The 17921-nt window shown below is 72.1% G+C and carries 22 protein-coding genes; 13 read left to right on the top strand and 9 right to left on the bottom strand.

The genetic code is table 11. The features are described 5' to 3' along the window. Positions 1 to 284: 284 nt before the first annotated feature. Both PWG71_RS20690 and PWG71_RS20685 read right to left on the bottom strand, forming a co-directional pair. Positions 285 to 1175: an SDR family oxidoreductase gene (locus PWG71_RS20690; RefSeq protein ID WP_274811577.1), complete on the bottom strand. Its 891-nt coding sequence runs from the start codon at positions 1173 to 1175 to the stop codon at positions 285 to 287. 187 nt (positions 1176 to 1362) lie between these two features. Further along, complete coding sequence (locus PWG71_RS20685) at positions 1363 to 2019, bottom strand: pyridoxine/pyridoxamine 5'-phosphate oxidase (protein WP_274811576.1); 657 nt, start codon at positions 2017 to 2019, stop codon at positions 1363 to 1365. A gap of 161 nt (positions 2020 to 2180) precedes the next feature. Between PWG71_RS20685 and PWG71_RS20680 the strand changes: the two genes are divergently transcribed. Continuing rightward, positions 2181 to 3140, top strand: a complete 960-nt coding sequence (locus PWG71_RS20680) for a TIGR03557 family F420-dependent LLM class oxidoreductase (RefSeq protein WP_274811575.1) — start codon at positions 2181 to 2183, stop codon at positions 3138 to 3140. Positions 3141 to 3204: 64 nt separating this feature from the next. On the opposite strand, the gene PWG71_RS20675 is transcribed toward PWG71_RS20680, so the two are convergent. Next, entirely contained in the window at positions 3205 to 3606 is a 402-nt protein-coding gene (locus PWG71_RS20675; RefSeq protein ID WP_274811574.1) for a cupin domain-containing protein, read from the bottom strand. A gap of 52 nt (positions 3607 to 3658) precedes the next feature. Here PWG71_RS20675 and PWG71_RS20670 point away from each other — a divergent pair, with 52 nt between their 5' ends. Beyond that, complete coding sequence (locus tag PWG71_RS20670) at positions 3659 to 4690, top strand: helix-turn-helix domain-containing protein (protein WP_274811573.1); 1032 nt, start codon at positions 3659 to 3661, stop codon at positions 4688 to 4690. A gap of 42 nt (positions 4691 to 4732) precedes the next feature. Then, positions 4733 to 5539: an alpha/beta hydrolase gene (locus PWG71_RS20665; RefSeq protein WP_274811572.1), complete on the top strand. Its 807-nt coding sequence runs from the start codon at positions 4733 to 4735 to the stop codon at positions 5537 to 5539. A gap of 25 nt (positions 5540 to 5564) precedes the next feature. Here the strand turns inward: PWG71_RS20665 and PWG71_RS20660 are convergent, their stop codons facing one another. Together PWG71_RS20660 and PWG71_RS20655 are read right to left on the bottom strand one after the other, a co-directional pair. Next, positions 5565 to 5753 (bottom strand): DUF397 domain-containing protein, encoded by a 189-nt coding sequence (locus tag PWG71_RS20660; RefSeq protein WP_274811571.1) that lies wholly within the window; start codon positions 5751 to 5753, stop codon positions 5565 to 5567. Beyond that, positions 5750 to 6562: a helix-turn-helix domain-containing protein gene (locus tag PWG71_RS20655; protein ID WP_274811570.1), complete on the bottom strand. Its 813-nt coding sequence runs from the start codon at positions 6560 to 6562 to the stop codon at positions 5750 to 5752. The genes PWG71_RS20660 and PWG71_RS20655 overlap by 4 nt, the downstream gene beginning before the upstream one ends. A gap of 243 nt (positions 6563 to 6805) precedes the next feature. Here PWG71_RS20655 and PWG71_RS20650 point away from each other — a divergent pair, with 243 nt between their 5' ends. Then, positions 6806 to 7300, top strand: coding sequence for an ATP-binding protein (locus tag PWG71_RS20650; protein ID WP_274811569.1), 495 nt, complete (start codon positions 6806 to 6808; stop codon positions 7298 to 7300). 24 nt (positions 7301 to 7324) lie between these two features. Here PWG71_RS20650 and PWG71_RS20645 read toward each other — a convergent pair whose 3' ends face one another. Continuing rightward, positions 7325 to 8065: a MerR family transcriptional regulator gene (locus PWG71_RS20645; RefSeq protein ID WP_274811568.1), complete on the bottom strand. Its 741-nt coding sequence runs from the start codon at positions 8063 to 8065 to the stop codon at positions 7325 to 7327. Between the two features lie 154 nt (positions 8066 to 8219). Between PWG71_RS20645 and PWG71_RS20640 the strand changes: the two genes are divergently transcribed. From PWG71_RS20640 to PWG71_RS20625, 4 genes are all read left to right on the top strand, one after another. Next, positions 8220 to 8837: a stage II sporulation protein M gene (locus tag PWG71_RS20640; RefSeq protein ID WP_274811567.1), complete on the top strand. Its 618-nt coding sequence runs from the start codon at positions 8220 to 8222 to the stop codon at positions 8835 to 8837. A 38-nt stretch (positions 8838 to 8875) separates the two neighbouring features. Further along, a complete protein-coding gene (locus PWG71_RS20635; protein ID WP_274811566.1) occupies positions 8876 to 9244 on the top strand; it encodes a VOC family protein in 369 nt (122 codons plus the stop codon). 131 nt (positions 9245 to 9375) lie between these two features. After that, positions 9376 to 10557 (top strand): MFS transporter, encoded by a 1182-nt coding sequence (locus tag PWG71_RS20630; RefSeq protein WP_274811565.1) that lies wholly within the window; start codon positions 9376 to 9378, stop codon positions 10555 to 10557. A 59-nt stretch (positions 10558 to 10616) separates the two neighbouring features. Further along, a complete protein-coding gene (locus PWG71_RS20625; RefSeq protein ID WP_274811564.1) occupies positions 10617 to 10943 on the top strand; it encodes a DUF5713 family protein in 327 nt (108 codons plus the stop codon). Positions 10944 to 10999: 56 nt separating this feature from the next. Here the strand turns inward: PWG71_RS20625 and PWG71_RS20620 are convergent, their stop codons facing one another. From PWG71_RS20620 to PWG71_RS20610, 3 genes are all read right to left on the bottom strand, one after another. Continuing rightward, positions 11000 to 11425, bottom strand: a complete 426-nt coding sequence (locus tag PWG71_RS20620) for an Hsp20/alpha crystallin family protein (protein WP_274811563.1) — start codon at positions 11423 to 11425, stop codon at positions 11000 to 11002. Positions 11426 to 11670: 245 nt separating this feature from the next. Further along, positions 11671 to 12243: an isopentenyl-diphosphate Delta-isomerase gene (idi, locus tag PWG71_RS20615; protein WP_274811562.1), complete on the bottom strand. Its 573-nt coding sequence runs from the start codon at positions 12241 to 12243 to the stop codon at positions 11671 to 11673. Between the two features lie 6 nt (positions 12244 to 12249). Beyond that, the gene (locus PWG71_RS20610) at positions 12250 to 13047 is read right to left on the bottom strand and encodes a phytanoyl-CoA dioxygenase family protein (RefSeq protein WP_274811561.1); all 798 of its coding nucleotides are present in this window, start codon (positions 13045 to 13047) and stop codon (positions 12250 to 12252) included. 198 nt (positions 13048 to 13245) lie between these two features. Between PWG71_RS20610 and PWG71_RS20605 the strand changes: the two genes are divergently transcribed. The 5 genes from PWG71_RS20605 (at position 13246) to PWG71_RS20585 (ending at position 17862) form a co-directional block, all read left to right on the top strand. Next, on the top strand, positions 13246 to 14352 hold the full coding sequence (locus PWG71_RS20605; protein ID WP_274811560.1) for a nucleotide disphospho-sugar-binding domain-containing protein: 1107 nt from the start codon (positions 13246 to 13248) through the stop codon (positions 14350 to 14352). 81 nt (positions 14353 to 14433) lie between these two features. Continuing rightward, entirely contained in the window at positions 14434 to 15555 is a 1122-nt protein-coding gene (locus PWG71_RS20600; RefSeq protein ID WP_274811559.1) for a DegT/DnrJ/EryC1/StrS family aminotransferase, read from the top strand. Positions 15556 to 15563: 8 nt separating this feature from the next. Beyond that, a complete protein-coding gene (locus PWG71_RS20595) occupies positions 15564 to 16307 on the top strand; it encodes a class I SAM-dependent methyltransferase (RefSeq protein WP_274811558.1) in 744 nt (247 codons plus the stop codon). Then, positions 16304 to 16927 carry a dTDP-4-dehydrorhamnose 3,5-epimerase family protein gene (locus tag PWG71_RS20590; RefSeq protein ID WP_274811557.1) on the top strand — a complete coding sequence of 208 codons (624 nt, stop codon included), beginning with the start codon at positions 16304 to 16306 and terminating at the stop codon, positions 16925 to 16927. Before PWG71_RS20595 ends, PWG71_RS20590 begins: the two co-directional genes overlap by 4 nt. Continuing rightward, on the top strand, positions 16903 to 17862 hold the full coding sequence (locus tag PWG71_RS20585) for an NAD-dependent epimerase/dehydratase family protein (RefSeq protein ID WP_274811556.1): 960 nt from the start codon (positions 16903 to 16905) through the stop codon (positions 17860 to 17862). Before PWG71_RS20590 ends, PWG71_RS20585 begins: the two co-directional genes overlap by 25 nt. Positions 17863 to 17921 lie beyond the last annotated feature (59 nt).

Here is a 17921-nt window from a genome sequence, read left to right as displayed (position 1 = left end):
CGACACTAGAACCGGGTTCTGTTCCGATCCTGCCCCGCCGAGGCGTCCACCCGGGTCCTCAGGCGGCTCCGTGAGGAAACGGCCGCCCGTGCCCAGGAGCGGACCGGCGTGACCGCCCCGTGGGGACCTCGTCCGTGACGGCGCGCCTTCCGTCCGTGTGGGTGGCCGGAGCCGTCCGTCGTGATCGTGCGCGGGCCTCCCGGGTCGGCGTGAACGTCCCCGTGGGGGCCTGGTCCGTGAGGGCGCGGCCCCCGCCCGTCGTGCTCTCCCGGGGCCTCCCCGGATCAGCCGCCGGTGCCCAACGAGAAGCCGCCGTCGGTGCTGATGACCTGACCGGTGATCCAGCGACCCTCGTCGGTGGACAGCCACCCCACGAGCCGGGCCGGGTCGTCCGGGCGCCCGAACCTCCCGAAGGGGGTGGCGGCCAGCACCCGTGCGATGGTCTCCGGGGCGCGGTCGGTGGACTCCGGGTCCAGGTAGCCGGTGTTCACCGGACCGGGGTCGATCGTGTTGAGGACGATGCCGTACGGCAGGAGTTCGGCGGCGACGGTCGGGGTCAGCCCGGCCAGCGCCGCCTTGCTCGCGGCGTAGGCCACCTCGCCCACCATGGGGCCGTGGATCTGCCCGGAGGTCGTCCAGAACACCCGGCCGGTGGCGTGCTCGTCCAGCGGCGCGGAGAACGCCCGCCGGTCCCCGGGGCGGGCCGCCGGCGCCTCCCGCACCCCGGCGAACGCCCTGGCGAAGTGCGAGGTCAACAAGAGGGTGGAGCGGGTGTTGACCGACCAGTGGCCGTCGAGCCTCTCGGCGGTCATGTCCAGGATGGAGCCGTCCCCGCCCGAACGCGCGTGGTTGCACACGAGGACGTCGAGCGAGCCGGTCAGGCCCCGGGCGGCCGTGATGAGCCGTTCGGGGGCGTCCGGGGCGGCCAGGTCCAGACCCATGTCCCCGAACGCGGCACCGGGGCGCAGGGCCGCCCTGACCCCGTCGCGCACCGGCCCCAGGTCGTCGGCGCCCCAGGGCTGGTCCGCGTCGTGCGCCCGGTGGTGGTGGACGAACAGGTCGGCGCCCAGCCCGGCCAGGCGGACGGCGATCGCGTACCCGATGCCCTTGCGCCGGGAGACCCCGGTGACCAGCGCGGTCCTGCCCTGCAACGGAAGGTGTGCGGAGTTCGTCATCCGGCGATCCTAGGAAGCGGGATCCGGGCGCGCACGGGCTTTTCCCGCACGGTGCGGCCGCCTGGGCATCCGGCGGGCCCGGTGAGAGCAGGACCCGCCCCGGTCGGGGGCGAACCGGCGCTCCGGCCACCGGACCTCCGCCGCCCGGGGTTCCACACCCGCCTCCGAGAGGTCGGGGGGTCCCGTGTCAGGGCCAGAGCAGGCCGCGCTCCCAAGGCCCCTCGGGCTTCTCGCGCAGGTACCGCAGGCGTACGTGGCGACGGTCGGGGGAACCCTGCCAGAACTCCACCTCGGCCGGGCGCACCAGGTACAGGCCCCAGTCGTCGGGCACCAGGGACGGATCGGCGATCAGTCGGGCGCGGTTCTCCTCCGCCGCCCGCCCGACCTCGGCGGGGTCGGCCAACGGGGAGCTCTGCCGGCCCTGGAATCCGGCGACCCGCGACTCCAGCGGCCGGTGCAGGAAGTCGGCGGCGCACCGCTCGGGCGAGGCGAGCCCGGCGGTCCCGCGCACCCGCACCTGACGCCCCTGCTCGCGCCAGTGGAACAGCAGCGCCGCCCGCGGCTCCACGGCCAGCTCCCGCCCCTTGCGCGAGGTCGTCGTGGTCGCGAACCACCAGCCCTCGGGGGTGAGGTCCTTGAGGATCACCACCCGGGCCGACGGCGCGCCGCTCTCGTCGGCGGTCGCGACCGTCATGGCGTGCGGCTCGGACACCCCGCTCGTCACGGCCTCCTCGAACCAGGCGACGAACAGCGCGATCGGGTCGTCGGGCGCGGTGGACGGATCGAACTCGGGCAGATCTCCCGCGAACACGGGCAGACCGCGCAGCAGGTCCCGGATGGACATGGGGCTCCTCTCGGATCGGCGGAGCCCACGATACGGGCCGGACTCCGACCCGGTCGGAGGAAGGGCGCGCCAAGAATCCCCAAAACTCCCGGGACACGGGTGTTCCACCGGCCCGTCCCGGGCAGTGGCACCACGCGATGGCCCGATGGAGAGGAGACACGGTGGAGATCGGATTCAAGCTCATGGCCGAGAGGTACGAGGCCCCCGAACTGGTGCGCCAGGCGGTGCGCGCCGAAGAACTCGGGTTCGACTTCGTGGAGATCAGCGACCACTACCACCCGTGGCTGTTCAGCCACGGCCATTCGCCGTTCGCGTGGTCGGTGATGGCGGCCATCGCCCAGGCCACCGAGCGCATCCGCATCGGTCCGGGGGTGACGTGCCCGTCGATGCGGTACCACCCGGCGATCGTCGCCCAGATGTCGGCCACCACGGCGGTGCTGTCCGGCGGACGGCACTTCCTCGGAGTGGGATCGGGGGAGCGGCTCAACGAGCACGTCGTCGGTGACGCGTGGCCGTCGGTCACCGTGCGGCACGCCATGCTCAGGGAGTCGCTGGAGATCATCCGGACGCTCTGGACCGAGGGCTACCACTCCTACGAGGGCGAGTACCTGACCCTGGACGACGCGCGGGTGTTCGACCTGCCCGAGACCGCGCCCGAGATCATCGTCGCGGCCGGCGGGGAGCGGGCCGCCGCCCTGGCGGCCGAACTCGGTGACGGGCTGTTCGCCACCGAGCCCAAGCCGGAACTCGTGGAGGCCTACACGGCCGCCGGAGGTGACGGGCCACGGTACGTGGAGGTGCCGCTGGCCATCGCCGACGACGTGGACACCGCCCTCCAGAACGCCTGGGAGGGGTTCCGGTTCGGCCTCAGCGGGTGGAAGGTGATGTCGGAGCTGCCCAACCCGATCAACTTCGAGGCCGCCACCGCCCTCACCAGGGCGGAGGACATGCGACAGATGGCGTCCGTCGGCCCGGACCCGCAGGAGCACCTGAAGCAGGTACGGACCTTCTCGGAGGCCGGGTTCGACCACCTGGTCCTGATGAACGCCGGGGCCGACGTGGAGGACTTCTTCGCCTACGCGGAGGAGAACCTGCTCCCGGAGCTGCGGTCGGACGCCTGATCCCGGTCGGGTGCGCCGGGGCGGGCGACCGCTGCCCGGGGGCGTCCCGCCCTCCGGCGGTCCATCAGCACTCCAGGGGGTGGCCGGTGGTGGCGTCGACGTGGTCGGGGATCTCCTCGTGGCGCTCGCCCACCGTCAGTGTCCCGGTGGGCTCGAACAGCAGGATCGAGGCGCCGCCGTCCGACTCGGGCCGGTGCTCGACCCCGCGCGGCACCACGAACACCGAGCCCGGTCGCAGGGTCACGGTGCGCTCGGGGGCGTCGGCGTCGTCGCGCAGTCTGATGCGCAGATCCCCGTCGAGCAGCAGGAAGAACTCGTCGGTGTGTTCGTGGGCGTGCCAGACGTAATCGCCGCGGACCTTGGCCACCCGGACGTCGTAGTCGTTGACCCGGGTGACGACGCGCGGGCTCCACAACTGCTCGAAGGAGGCCAGCGCGGTCGCCAGGTCGATGGGTTCCTCGCTCATGGACGCCATCCTCTCGGTGGTGCGCGGGCCACGGAAGTGCTAGGAATCGCACATGCCGCAAGATTCCTCGCACCGGGTGGCGCTGATCGTCGACTCCGGGTCCAACCCTTTCGAGATGGGGGTCGCCACCGAACTGTTCGGGCTGCGCCGACCCGAGATCGATCGGGCGTGGTACACCCTCGCCGTCTGCTCGGCCACCCCGTCGGCGCCCGTCCACCTGGGCCTGTTCACCCTGTCCGACCTGGCGGGGCTGGACGCGGCGGCGGAGGAGGCGGACACGGTGATCGTGCCCAACCGGCCCGATCCGTGGGTGCCGCCCCGGCCGGAGGTCATCGAGGCGGTGCGCGCCGCGTCCGGGCGCGGGGCCCGGCTGGTGAGCTTCTGCACGGGTGCCTTCACCCTGGCCGCGGCGGGGGTGCTGGACGGCCGCCGGGCGGCCACCCACTGGCGGCACGAGGAGCTGTTCGCCCGTCTGTACCCGAGGGTGCGGCTGGAGCGCGACGTGCTGTTCGTGGACGAGGGGGACGTGCTCACGGCGGCGGGCAGCGCAGCCGCCCTGGACCTGGGGCTGCATCTGATCCGGCGCGACCACGGGGCGGAGGCGGCGGCGTCGGTGAGCAGGCGTCTGGTGTTCACCGCGCACCGGGAGGGCGGGCAGCGCCAGTTCGTGCCCGTCCCGGTCCCGGAGAGCACCGACGTGTCCCTGGCCCCGCTCCTGGAATGGGCCCGCGAGCGTCTGGGCGACCCAATCACCGTGGCCGACCTGGCCGTCCGGATCGCGGTGAGCCAAGCGACCCTGCACCGCCGCTTCCGCGCCGAACTGGGCACCACCCCGCTGGCGTGGCTGCGCGCCGAGCGGGTGCTCGCGGCCCGGCGCCTGCTGGAGGGCACGGAGCTGGACCTGGCCGCCGTGGCCCGGGCCAGCGGTCTGGGCACGACGGCGAACCTGCGCCAGGCGGTCCGCGCCCACACCGGCCTCAGTCCGTCGGCCTACCGGTCCGGGTTCCGACTCACCCGACCCACCGCGCCGTCACCGACTCCACGCGCGGGAGACCGGGGCCCAACGGGTCACCCGCGCGTGTGATACCCAGGTTCCGTGACGAGTGGGAGAAGAGGTCGTTCGGCCGTGATCGCGGTGATGGTCGTCGTCATCCTGGTCCTGATCCCGGCGGGACTCCTGTGGGCCGGGCAGCGATCGGTGATCTACCTGCCCTCGGGCGGTGTCCCCCCGGCCGCCGCCGGGGTCCTTCCGGGAGCCGAGGACGTACGCCTGACCACGGAGGACGGCCTCGAACCGGGCGGCTGGTTCGTTCCGCCCCTGGGCCGGGACCGTGAGGCCGCCGTGCTGGTCGCCAACGGCAACGCCGGGAACCGGGAGAGCCGGGCGGCCCTGGCCCGCGCGCTGGCCGCCGAGGGTTTCTCGGTGCTGCTGTTCGACTACCGCGGCTATGGAGGCAACGAGGGCTCGCCCTCGGAGCGGGGGCTGGCCGCCGACGCCCGCGCCGCCGCCGACCATCTCGCCGAACGCGGCTTCGGCGCCGACCGCACGATCTACTTCGGGGAGAGCCTCGGCGCCGCCGTGGCGACCGGTCTGGCCGCCGAACGCCCGCCCGCGGCGCTGTTCCTGCGCTCCCCGTTCAGCTCCCTGGCGGACATGGGGGAGCGGCACTACCCGTTCCTGCCGGTACGGATGCTGTTGTGGGACCGCTACCCGGTGGCCGAGCGGGCGGCGGAGGTGGACGTCCCGACCACGGTGGTGATCGGGGACGCCGACCGTGTCGTGCCGCCGGAACAGAGCCGCGCGGTGGCCGGGGCGAGCGCGCACCTCTTCGAGGAGGTGGTCCTGCCGGGGGCCGACCACAACGACGCCGAGCTGGTGCACGGCCCCGAGGTGGTGGAGGCGTTCGTCCGACTGGCCGACCACGTCCTCTGAGCGGTCCGCCCGGCCGGCGGTGTCGTCAGCCGTGCGCGGTGGCGGTGCGCAGGAGGGCGGCCCACTCGGCGGCGGGGATTTCGAGGTGCCCGAGGTGCCTGTTCTGGGTGTCGCGGACACCGATCCGGGAGTGGGCCGCCATGCTCCGCGCCTCGACGCAGTCCCCGCCCTCACCGTTGCTGTAACCGGACTTGGTCCAGTGCTCGCTGATCATGGAGCCTCTCCTCGAATCTCTTCCAACCGGGCACGGGAGGCGGGGAGGGGGAGAGCGGCGCTCCGCAGCTCTCCGAAGACTCGCTCGTAGCCCTGGACGATCTCGGGCTCCTTGATCGTCAGACCCGCTCCACGCCCCTCGATGTAGGCGAAATCGCCGCTGTCGGGGACTGCGAGCAGTTTAAAGGAGCCGTCCAGGCCGGGATGTTGCTCGGTCAGCATCGGGACCAGCTGGATGGTGATCCGCGGGCGGTACGAGAGTTCGAGCAGCCGGTTGATCTGGGCGTACATGATGTCCGGGTCGCTGAACGCGCGCATGACCGTGCTCTCGTCCAAGAGGATGACGCACATCGGCGGATGCTCGCGGTCCAGGATCGACTGCCGGTGCCGGCGGGCCTTGACCATGGCCTCGATCTTCTCCGGTGAGGCGTGCGGGGATCCCATCCGGCTGATCACCCGGGCGTAGCCCTCCGTCTGGACCAGCCCTGGAACGACGCCGAAGCCGTACTGCCGGATCTCCGTGGCCGTCTGCTCCGCTTCGGCCACCTCGCGAAAGTAGTCGATCATCCCGTGTGGCGCGAAGTGGGCGTCCCAGGAGTTCACGAGTGTGCCATTGGCGGTGAGGGCCGCGTCCAGCCGTTCCACCTGCTCCCTTTTCGTCCCTTTTTCTCCGCTCTCCAGGGAGCTGACCGTGCTCTGGGAGAGAAACGCGGCCCGCGCCATCTCCTGTTGCGTCATCCCCGCCCTGAGTCGGTGATTGCGCAACAGGAGTCCGAACCTCCTCCTTGAGGAATCGCTTGCCACCACCATTTTACCGCCTTTATCGCTGACGAACCGCCGGCTACCGCAAGCCATGGGAATAAGACCGTATTGCGGAATGAGTGTAGAGCGGGGCGGAGAGAAAGGGCAGGCTTTTCCACAACGACCCTCCCGCCTGCGAAAACGCGGACGGACCTGGCCACCCGGTCGTTCCGGTGCCTGTCGGCGACAGCTCCGGGGCGCGGCCTCCGACCCCATGTCATCGGTGGGACACCAACACACGAGGTGAGAGATATGCAGGCCACAACACCCGCACCGGCCCTGCCCCGGCGCATTCCCTTCCCCGACGCCGCCACGACCGGCCTCCTGTGCGGCAGCGATCCCCGGCACGTCGCCGTCGCGCGGCGGTGGATCGAACGCTCTTCCCAAAGCGGGCCCTCGGTGAGTTCCGCCCTGGTGTCGGCGCTCAGCGAACTCCACACCAACTGTTTGCGTCACACTCTTTCCGGAAAACCCGGCGGTACCGTTCGCATCGTTCTCGAACGCCAGGAATTCGTGCACATCCTCTACGTCACCGACAACGGCCCCGACACTTCCGTGCCTTTCGGTGTTCCCCTCGCCCTCCCGCCCGCCCCCGACGGCGAGCTCCCCGCCGTCGGCGGACACGGACTGCGCCTGCTCGAATCCCTCTCCCTGTACTGGGACTGGACGGGTGAGGCCGGAGGCCCCCTCACCGTGCGCGCGGTCTTCAGCCGCGCCGCCGACCACCGGATCCGCCGCCCCCGGTGACCGCGTACAGCCGGGACGGTCGGCTCAACGCGCCTCGTCGCCCGTCCCCCCGGCCGTCTCGGCCATGAGCTCGATCAGACGCTTCAGCACGCGCAGCTGCGCCGGGTTGTACAGTTCCGCCGCCGCGTCGGCCATCGCCCGCGCCGCCTGCCGAGACCCCTGCGGGGAGTCCGAGGTCGGATCCCTCGACCAGGGACTCCTCTCGCGCGCACGGAGGGTTCCCGGCACCAGGCGCTCGGCGAGGTCGGCGATCGAGGCGTCGTCCGCGTCCGGGGGAAGCGCCTCGAATTCCTGCTCCGTTGCGTCCGGCTCGCTGATGAGCGCGCGGAGCTCCTCGGTGGACTTCTCGCTGAGGACGGTCGAGTAGACCGCCAGCAGCGACCGCTGCCGCTCGGACAGGTCACCGTAGACCGAGGCGAATCCGGGCGGGGCGTGCGCCGGGGCGCGGTGGCGCAGGATGTCGGCGAGCTCCTCCCGTACCCGGGTCAGCCGGTCGATCTTCGCCTCCAGTTCCGCGTCGAGCACGCGGATCGCCTCATCCGGCTCCCGGTCCCCGTGCTCCATCGCCGCGATCTCCGACAGCGGGACCCCCAGTTCGCTCAGGCGCCTGATCTGTACCAGCCGGATCAGGTGTGAGACCCCGTACTGCTTGTAGCCGTTCGCCGTCCGTTCCGGTACGTCCAGCAACCCGATCTCGTGGTAGTGCCGCACGGCCTTCAACGTCGTTCCGGCGAGTTCGGCGACCTGCCGGGTACTCCACGCCATGTGCCCCTCCTCCGCTTCCGCGCACAGCCCACATCCTGACCCCGGCACCGGGTCAAGCGTTCCCACGGTCGAACCCGCGCCGGGCTTGACCATGCCCCGAGGGCATGGTCTGAAGTGGTGATGACCGTCCGGACCCCACCATGGAAGAAGACACATGCGCCGCCTTCACGAGCCCTTCCGGATCATCCGCGCGAACCTCCGCGCCTACCTCGCCATGAACGCGATCGTATTCGGCCTGTTCTTCATCGGTGTCGCGGCGGCGCTGGTCTTCCCCGACCTGCACACGGCGCAGACCGCGTCCCTGGAAGAGGACGGTACGGCGGACCTGGTGGGGATACTGCTCGGGAACGTCTGGCTGTTCGGCCTGACCATCCTCGCGGTGAACGTGCTGACGGTCGCCCTGCCGATGATCCTGCTTCCCTCGATGGTCGTGCCGTTCGCGGGCATCGTCCTCTTCTCGTACAAGGCGTTCACCTTCGGGGTGGTCCTGGCCCCGGTCGACGCGACCATGGCGAAGATCCTGATCCCGCACTCGGTGACGATCCTCATCGAGTTCCAGGCCTACATCCTCGTGATGCTCGCCGCCCACGTCCTGGGCCGGGCCTGGCTGCGCCCCGCGACGGTCGGCGCCGACAGCCGCCGCCAGGCGTACGTCCACGGACTGAAGCAGGTCGGGTGGCTGAGCCTGCCCGCGCTGGCGCTGTTCGTCATCGGCGCGCTCTACGAGGCCTTCGAACTCGTCTACCTCGTGCCCCGTCTGGTCGCGGGCTGATGCCGCTCCCTTCCCCCGCGTCGGGCAGAATGCGGGACATGCTGAACATCGGATCCGTCGTGCTGGGCGTCTCCGACGTGGCCCGCGCGACGACCTTCTGGGCCGCGGCCCTGGGTTACGTCCCCCGTGAGCCCGGCACCGACCGCTGGGTCGTCCTGGTGCCCGCCCGAGGGCCCGGCGTGCAGGTCGCGCTCGGCCTCAGCGACGTCCCCCTCCAGGAACACCCCCGAGTCCACCCGGACCTCTACGCCCGCGACGCCGCCGACCAGGCCGCCGAGGTGGAACGCCTGGTCGCCCTGGGCGCCGAGCGCGTCGACTGGGACCTCTACCCCGAGGACCCCGACTTCGTCGTCCTCGCCGACACCGAGGGCAACCGCTTCTGCGTCATCGACGCGAGCCGCTCCTGACCCGCCCGGTTTCGCCCCTCGTGTCCTCGATACGATGCCCCTGCCGCTCGACGCCGCCGGTAATCCGGTGATCCCGCGACGGGACCCCACCCGGGGCGTCGCGGCGGGGGCACGGTGGGAGGGGGAGGACCATGGCGGAGACGGAGCCTCCGGAGCGCACGCGCCGGCTCTGGGCCCTCCTCGGCAGCGTGGTGCTCACCCACACCGCACTCAACCTCATCCGTCCCCTCATCTCCTACCGGACCATCGCCGTGGGCGGCGACGCCGTCGAGGTCGGTCTCATCACCGCGGCCTACGCGCTCCTCCCACTCGCGATCGCCGTCCCCCTGGGCCGCTTCACCGACCGTTCGGCGCGCATCGCCTGGATCGTCGGCCTGGGCTCGGCGATCCTGGCCGTGGGCGGCCTGCTCCTGGCGGGCGCGGACGGCCTCGTCGGACTGGCCCTGGCCGGCACCGTCGTCGGTGTCGGCCACCTGCTGTGCATGGTCGCCGGGCAGGGCATCATCGCGCGGTACTCGCGCCCGGGGAACCTCGATCGCGACTTCGGCTGGTTCGCCGCCGCCGCCTCCCTCGGCCAGCTCGCCGGCCCCCTGATCTCCGGCGCGATCCTCGCCGACGCCTCCGGCGCGGCCCTGCTCCCGGCCACCTCCACCGCGCTGATCGTCGCGGGCCTCGTCGCCGCCTCGGGCGCGCTCCCCCTGATCCCGCTGCTGCGGCTGCGCCCGGTCCGGCGCACGGCCGAACAGAGGGCCGCCCCGCCGGTACCGGCCCGGGACCTGCTGCGCCGCCGTCGGATGCCCTCCGCACTGCTCAGCAGTCTGGCGCTGCTGTCCGCGGTGGACATCCTCACCGCCTACCTCCCCCTCATCGCCGAGAGCCGGGGGATCTCCCCGATGCTCGTCGGCGTGCTGCTGAGCCTGCGCGCCGGCTCCTCCCTGCTCTCGCGGCTGACCCTGCCGTGGATGCTGCGCCGCTGGTCCCGCACGAGCCTCATCGTCACCAGCACCGCCGTCGCGGGCCTGTCGCTGACCCTGGTCGCCCTGCCCCTGGGCGGTTTCGCGGTGCTGGCCGTGGTCCTGGGCGTCGGCGGCTTCCTGCTCGGCCTCGGCCAGCCCCTCACGATGGCCCAGGTGACCACCCTGGCCCCCGAGGGCGCCCGGGGCGCCGCCCTGGCCCTGCGGATCTGGGGCAACCGGCTGGGCCAGGTCGCCATCCCCGCGGCCGCCGCCGGGGTGGCCGGCGCGGTGGGCGCCCCCGGGGCCCTGTTGTTCTCCGCCGCCGTCCTGCTCGCGGCGGCCGTCACCGCCGGTTGACCGGATCCGTCGGACCCGGCCGGCAGGATGTGCGCGGATCCGTCATCGAGGAGGACCCCGTGCCCACCACCGAGCCCGCCTACCTGGCGGGCATGTACCGGGACGCCTACTTCCCCGACCACCTCGTGGACAAGGGCAGGGCGATCCTGGTGGCCCTGCGCGAGCGCATCGAGACCGAACGCCCGGCCGACCTGCCCGCCCTCCACGTCCTCACCAACGCGGCGGTCGAGGAGTTCAACGCCCTCCAGGAGGAGTTCTGGGCGGCCGACAGTGAGATCGAGACCGTCGCCCGCGACGACATCGCCCTCTCCTTCGAGTACGTGATGGCCGCCTGTGGATTCGCCGACGCCGATCTGGAGGAGGCGCTCGCCGAGCGCGACTGGTGACACGCGAAAAGGGGCCGCTCGCGCGGCCCCCACGGCACAGGGTACGGGCGCCCCCGTCAGACCTCGATCGAGGTCTGCTCGCGCCCGGCGTCGTGGCCGACCGCGATCTTGCGGGCCTTGGAATGCTCGGACACCGGAATGCGCAGGGTGAGCACGCCGTCCGCGTGGTGCGCGGTGACGCGCTCGGTGTCCAGGGTGTCCCCGAGGAGGACCTGGCGGGTGAACGTGCCGCTCGGCCGTTCGTTCACGATCGGTTCCAAACCGTCGCGGCGTGGTGCGGGACGCTCCGCCTTGACGGTGAGCACGTTGCGCTCGACTTCGAGGTCGATGCTCTCGGGGGAGACCCCGGGAAGGTCGAAGTGGGCCACGAAGTCGTCGCCCTCACGGTAGGCGTCCATCGGCATGACGGTCGGCCTGCCGTTCTCCAGCAGTCGCTGGGTGAACCGGTCGAACTCCCGGAACGGATCGGTGCGCATCAGCATCGCTCGTCACCTCCACGTATCTTCGACATAATCGTCGATGACTTGATGCGGTTAAGCTCAACTTTATTGATCGCTTCGAGCTTGTCAAGTCTCGGACCGGTGGAGGGCCGGGCTCTCCGGAGGGACTCCGCCCACCCCGTGGCCCGCCCGATCGGCGCTTCCGGGGGCCCGCCCCCGTGAAAGGTGCCGGGCCCCGTGACGTTTGGCGCAACGTCACGGGGCCCGGGGTCCGATGGACGGTGCCCTCACCAAAGGTGTTCGGGCACCAGTCTCCGTATCTCCGGCGAGGCGGCGTTCAGGACCGTCTCGAACCACACGGAGAACTCCGTCTCCTTCTGGAGCCCGCGCAACCCGTCGGGGGTCACCAGGGTCGTCTCGGCGACCTCCTCGGGGTCGGGCCGAGGGGTGTCGGCGACCCGGCCCACGAACAGGTGGTTGAACTCCCGTTCCACCAGCCCCGAGCGCGGGTCCTCCAGGTCGTAGCGGACGGTGCCCGCCGGCCGCAGCGACCAGGGCGCGACCCCCAGCTCCTCGACGGTGCGCCGGGTCGCCGCCAGGAACGGCGGCTCCTCCGGCAGGGGGTGGCCGCAACAGGTGTTCGACCACACGCCGGGGGAGTGGTACTTGCCCTCGGCGCGGCGCTGCAACAGCATCCGTCCGTCAGAGGAGAACAGGAACACCGAGAACGCCCGGTGCGGTTCGCCCGGCGGCCGGTGCGCCGCGAGTTTCTCCCGTGTGCCGATCGTCGCCCCGCCGCCATCGACCAGTTCGACCAGGACCGTGGACTGCCGGGTCTCCCGCCCGGCGCTCTGGGACACGGCCGCTCAGCCGGAGAACGTGCCCACGAGCGGGTACTTGTCCCCGACGATGAGGTCGCCGGGGCCGAACCCCAGGTCCTCCTCGGAGAAGCCCGCGTCGGGGTCGAACCGGGTCTCGGCGTCGATGTACACCGTGCCCAGCGACAACCGGTCGGAGCCGCTCAGGTTGGCCCCGGCCATGTGCACGACCCGCTCGTTGTGGAAGGTGCAACCGCCGGCCCGCAGCGGCACCGTCACCCGGGGCCGCCACGTCAGCTCCGGGTACTTGGAGAAGATGTCCCAGTCACCGGGTCCGGGCGGCGGGATCTTGTTCGAACCGGGGACGAACGACATGCACCCCCGCTCCACGGGCACGTCCACCAGGGCCACCCACGCGGTCATCGTGACCCCGCCCTGCCACGGCCAGTAGGGCTCGTCGATGTGCGGCGGGGTGGCCGCCGAGTTGTCGCTGGGCTTGCGCAGGATCTCGGAGCGGAACATCCGCAACGGTCGGCCGGTGATCATCTCGGCGATGGTGGTGACCCGGGGGTGCAGGGCCAGGCGGCGCAGGGCCTCACTGCGGGTCTCGGCCTCCTCCAGCCACTGCATGACGGTCGCGCCCTTGTCCTTGACCATCTCGTCCACCGAGTCGTCCCACACACCCCCCTTCTCCTCCTCGATGAGCTTCTTCGCGTCCGCGTAGCACTCGGCGACCTCCTCGTCCGTCAGGACCCGGGGAATGTGGAGGTACCCCTCTTCCTGGTACTTGCGGATCGCCTCCTCCGGCAGGTTCTCCGGAGTCGTCAGTTCCGTGTCGTCGATCACGGCCGTTCTCCCTTCCAGGCGTCAACCCCGTTCTAACGCCCGGTGCCCGCGGCCACGGAAACGCGGCGATCACTATGTCATGTCGTGATTTCCGGGGGACGGGACGACATGACAAACCGGATTCGGGCCCCTTGTCGGCCCCTTCGGCCGGGGCCACCCTTGGCTGCGTTCTCATCTGCCGCAGAAAAGTGAATTCCCATGCGCATTCTCTTCATTCCCGGGAACAGTCCCTCGCCGATCTTCTCGCACGCGGCCCTCGCCTACGCCGCGCGCGGCGCCGGGCACGAGGTCGTGGTCGGCGGCATCGAATGGGTCGTCCCCGACATCGCCGCCATCGGCCTGACCCCCCTCACGATCGCCCCCGTCACCGGGGCCGACGTCGCCGAGTTCATGGGCAACGCGCCCGCCGACCCGGCCGAACAGGCCGTGGCCGTCGGCCGCATCTACGCCGACATCGCCCTGCGGAGCCAGCCGGCCCTGCTCGACCTGGCCGCGCAGTGGCGGCCCGACCTGGTGGTCGGCGGCTCCATGTTCTACTCCGCCCCGCTGCTGGCCCACACGCTGGGCGTGCCGTCCGTGCGGCTGGAGTGGGACCGCACGGACTCCGCCATCTACGCCCCCGGCGCCCGGGACGTCCTCGCCCCCGAACTGGAACGGCGCGGCCTGGACGCCGTCCCCGACCCCGACCTGTGGATCGACATCTGCCCGCCGGACCTGCGCACCCCCGGCCAGGAGGCCGGGCGGCAGCCGATGCGCTGGCTCCCGGTGAACCCCCAGCGCCCCCTGGAACCGTGGATGTACACCAAGGGCGACCGCCCCCGCGTCTACATCACCGCGGGGGCGCGGGTGCCCGACCCCCGGGCCCTGGTCCACATGGCCCGCGGCGTCGCCGACCTCGGCGTCGAGGTGGTGATCGGGGTCGCCGAGCACGTCGCCGCCGAGGTGCGCGGCGACCTGCCCGAAGCCCACGTGGGCTGGGCCCCCCTCGACGTGGTCGCCCCCACCTGCGACGTGATCCTGCACCACGGCGGTGGCGTGACCGACATGGCCTCCCTGCGCGCCGGGGTCCCCCAGCTCATCGTCGAGCAGGACGTCTCGGCCGACGCCATGCGCCGCCTGGCCGACTACGGGGCGGGGCTGCTGCTCGAACCGGGCGCACAGCGGACCGAGGACATCGCCGCGGCCTGCGGCCGGATCCTCGCCGACCCCGCCTACGGCGACCGTGCCCGTGCGCTGTCGGAGCAGATGGCCGCGCTGCCCTCGCCGGCGGAGGTCGTCGGCCTGCTGGAGAAACTCGCCCGGTGACCTCGGCTCCCCCCTCCGGTCGAGGCCGGAAGGGGGAGCGCCACCGTGCCCGGCGAAGGAGGAAACAGGAGTGAGGACGACATGACCATCCGCGTATGGGACTACCTGCCCGAGTACGAGAAGGAGCGCGACGACGTCCTGGACGCGGTGCGCACCGTCTTCGCCTCGGGAAGGCTCATCCTCGGCGAGAGCGTGCTCGGCTTCGAGCGGGAGTTCGCCGCCCGCCACGGACTCGCCCACTGCGTCGGCGTCGACAACGGCACCAACGCGGTCGCCCTCGGCCTCCAGGCCCTGGGCGTGGGTCCCGGTGACGAGGTCGTCACCGTGTCCAACACGGCCGCCCCCACCGTGATCGCCATCGACGCCGTCGGCGCGACCCCGGTGTTCGTGGACGTCCACGAGAGCGACCACCTCATGGACACCGGGCTGCTGGAGGCCGCGGTCACCGAACGCACCAAGGCCCTGCTGCCGGTCCACCTGTACGGCCAGTGCGTGGACATGGCCGCGGTCCGGTCCGTCGCCGACCGCCACGGCCTGGTGGTCCTGGAGGACTGCGCACAGGCGCACGGGGCCCGTCACCACGGCCGACCGGCCGGGACCATGGGCGACGCCGCCGCGTTCTCCTTCTACCCCACCAAGGTGCTCGGGGCCTACGGGGACGCGGGGGCCGTGGTGACCGACGACCCCGAGGTCGAACGGGCGCTGCGCCGCCTGCGCTACTACGGCATGGAGGAGGTCTACTACGTCGTTCGCACACCCGGGCACAACAGCCGTCTGGACGAGGTCCAGGCCGAGATCCTGCGGCGCAAGCTGACCCGCCTGGACGCCTACGTCGAGGGCCGCCGCGACGTGGCCCGCCGCTACGTCGAGGGCCTGGGCGACCTCGTCTCCCCCGACGGCCTGCGGCTGCCCGTCACCACCGAGGGCAACGAGCACGTCCATTACGTCTACGTGGTCCGTCACCCCGAGCGCGACACGATCATCGAGCGCCTGCGGGAACACGACATCCACCTCAACATCAGCTACCCCTGGCCGGTCCACACCATGTCCGGCTTCGCCCACCTGGGGATCGAGCGAGGGTCGTTGCCGGTGACCGAGGCCCTCGCGGGGGAGATCTTCTCCCTGCCCATGTACCCCCACCTGCCCCGGGAGCACCAGGAGCGGGTCATCACCGTGCTGCGCAAGGTCCTGGACGAACTCTAAGGAGAACAATGACCGAGACCCATGAGGACCGCCTCACCGCGATCTACCGTCGCGCCGAGATCTACGAGGCCGTCTACCGAGGCCGGGGCAAGGACTACGAGGCCGAGGCGGCCCAGATCACGGCCCTGGTGCGCGAGCGTCGGCCGGACGCCTCCTCCCTGCTGGACGTCGCCTGCGGTCCCGGCACCCACCTGGGCCACCTCTCCGGATCCTTCGAGCGGGTCGAGGGAGTGGACCTGGCCGAGGACATGGTGCGACTCGCCGCCGCCAACCTGCCCGGCACGCCCGTCCACCAGGGCGACATGCGCTCCTTCGACCTGGGCCGCCGCTTCGACGCGGTCATCTGCATGTTCAGCTCCATCGCCCACCTGTCCGAGGCGGCCGAGGTCGAGGCGACCCTGGCCCGCCTCGCCGCCCACACGGAGCCCGGCGGCGTGATCGTGCTGGAACCCTGGTACTTCCCCGAGAGGGCCACCGAACGCCACGTGTCCAGCGCGCTCGTCACCGTCGAGGGCCGCACCATCGCGCGCGTGTCCCACAGCCTGTACCGGGACGGCGCCCACCACATGGACGTGCACTACACCGTCGCCTCCCCTGAGGAGGGCGTCGAGCACTTCATCGACGTGCACGTGCTGGCCGTCCACCGGCGCGAGGTCTACGAGAAGGCGTTCGCCGCCGCCGGATGCTCGGTGGAGTACATCCCCGGCCCCGGCCCCGGCCTGTTCGTCGGTGTGGCGGGAGGCCCGGCGTGACCCTCCGGGCCCGCCCCCTCGGCATCGAGGGGGCCTACCTGCTGCCCTACGAGGTCTTCGACGACGAACGCGGCCTGTTCGCCACACCCCTCCAAGGCGCGGAGCTGCGCCGTGTCTCGGGCCACGGGCTCTTCCCCGTGGTGCAGACCAGTTACAGCGTCTCCCGCCGGGGCGTCGTGCGGGGCGTGCACTACACCCAGGCCCCGCCCGGGATGGCCAAGTACGTGCACTGCCCGCGCGGTCGGGCGCTGGACATCGCCGTCGACCTGCGCGTCGGCTCGCCCACCTTCCGCCGGCACGAGAGCGTCGTGCTGGAGCCGACGGCCCCGGTGGCGCTCTACCTGCCCGTGGGGGTCGGCCACCTGTTCGTCTCGCTGGAGGACGACACCATCGTCACCTACTCCCTGTCGGTGGAGTACGACCCCCGCAACGAGCGGGCCCTGCACCCGCTGGACCCGGACCTGGGGCTGCCCCTGCCCGAGGACGTGACCCCGATCCTGTCCGAACGGGACCGGGCCGCCCCCGGCCTCGCGCAGGTCATGGAGGAGGGCGGGCTACCGGACCACCGCACCTGTGTCGAGCTGGAGGAGGCGTTGTGGCGGCAGGGGACGCCGGTATGACCGGGGAGGGGACCGGGACGGTGGTGGTGCTCGGCGCCACCGGGTGGATCGGCCGTCACGTACTGGCCGCCCACGCCCGCACCGGCCGCCCGGCCGTGGCGGTGGCACGGGAGCCGGCCCCGCACCTCGGAGGGCACCCCTTCCACCGCCTCGACCTGGCCGAGGCCGGCCCGGAGGAGGTGGCGCGGCTGCTGGAGGCGCACGATGCCCGGGTGGTGGTCAACGCCACCGACGCCGCCAACTCCCGCGACGGCTGGCACCGGCCCGAGAGCGAGCTGGAGAAGGGCAACGTCGGGGCGGTCGCCACCCTGGTCGATGCCGTCGAGGCCGTGGAGCGCCCGCCCCGGCTGGTGCACCTGGGCACCCTCCACGAGTACGGTCCGGTCCCCGACGGGACGGCCGTGCACGAGGACACCCCGCCCCGCCCGGCCAACGCCTACGCCCGCACCAAGCGCGCGGGGTCGGACACGGTCGTCCGAGCCGCCCGGGAGGGACGCGTCGACGCCGTGGTGCTGCGCGTGGCCAACGTCTGCGGGCCGCACCCCTCCCCGGCGTCCTTCCCCGGCGTCCTCCTGGAGCGGTTCCGACGGGCCGTCGCGGGAGAACGGGTCTCCCTGCGGGTGACGGGGGACCGCCGCGACTTCGTCGACGTGCGCGATGTGGCCCGCGCCGTGGTGCTCGCCGGAGACCGGCCCGGTGTTTCGGGGCGGATCCTCAACGTCGGCGGCGGCCGGGCGGTGGGCATCGGGGAGATGGTCGCCTGGTTGCGCCGGGCGTCCGGTGTCGCCCCGGACCGGGTGCAAGAGGTGCTCGAACCCGTCGCGGGGATGGGCGGTGGCTGGATGCTCGCCGACATCGCGGCCGCCGAACGCCTGCTGGGCTGGCGTCCCGTGGTCCCGGTCAGCGACTCCCTGCACGACATGTGGTACGCCTGAGCCCGGTGATCGTCGGCGGACGACGATCACCGGGCCCGTCCGTGTCCCGGCGCCCCGGC

It is taken from the genome of Nocardiopsis sp. N85 (genome assembly GCF_028882275.1).
GTDB classification, from domain to species: domain Bacteria; phylum Actinomycetota; class Actinomycetes; order Streptosporangiales; family Streptosporangiaceae; genus Nocardiopsis; species Nocardiopsis lambiniae.
Note: the sequence above shows the minus strand (reverse complement) of the source record. Positions and strands in the feature narration are given on the sequence as shown.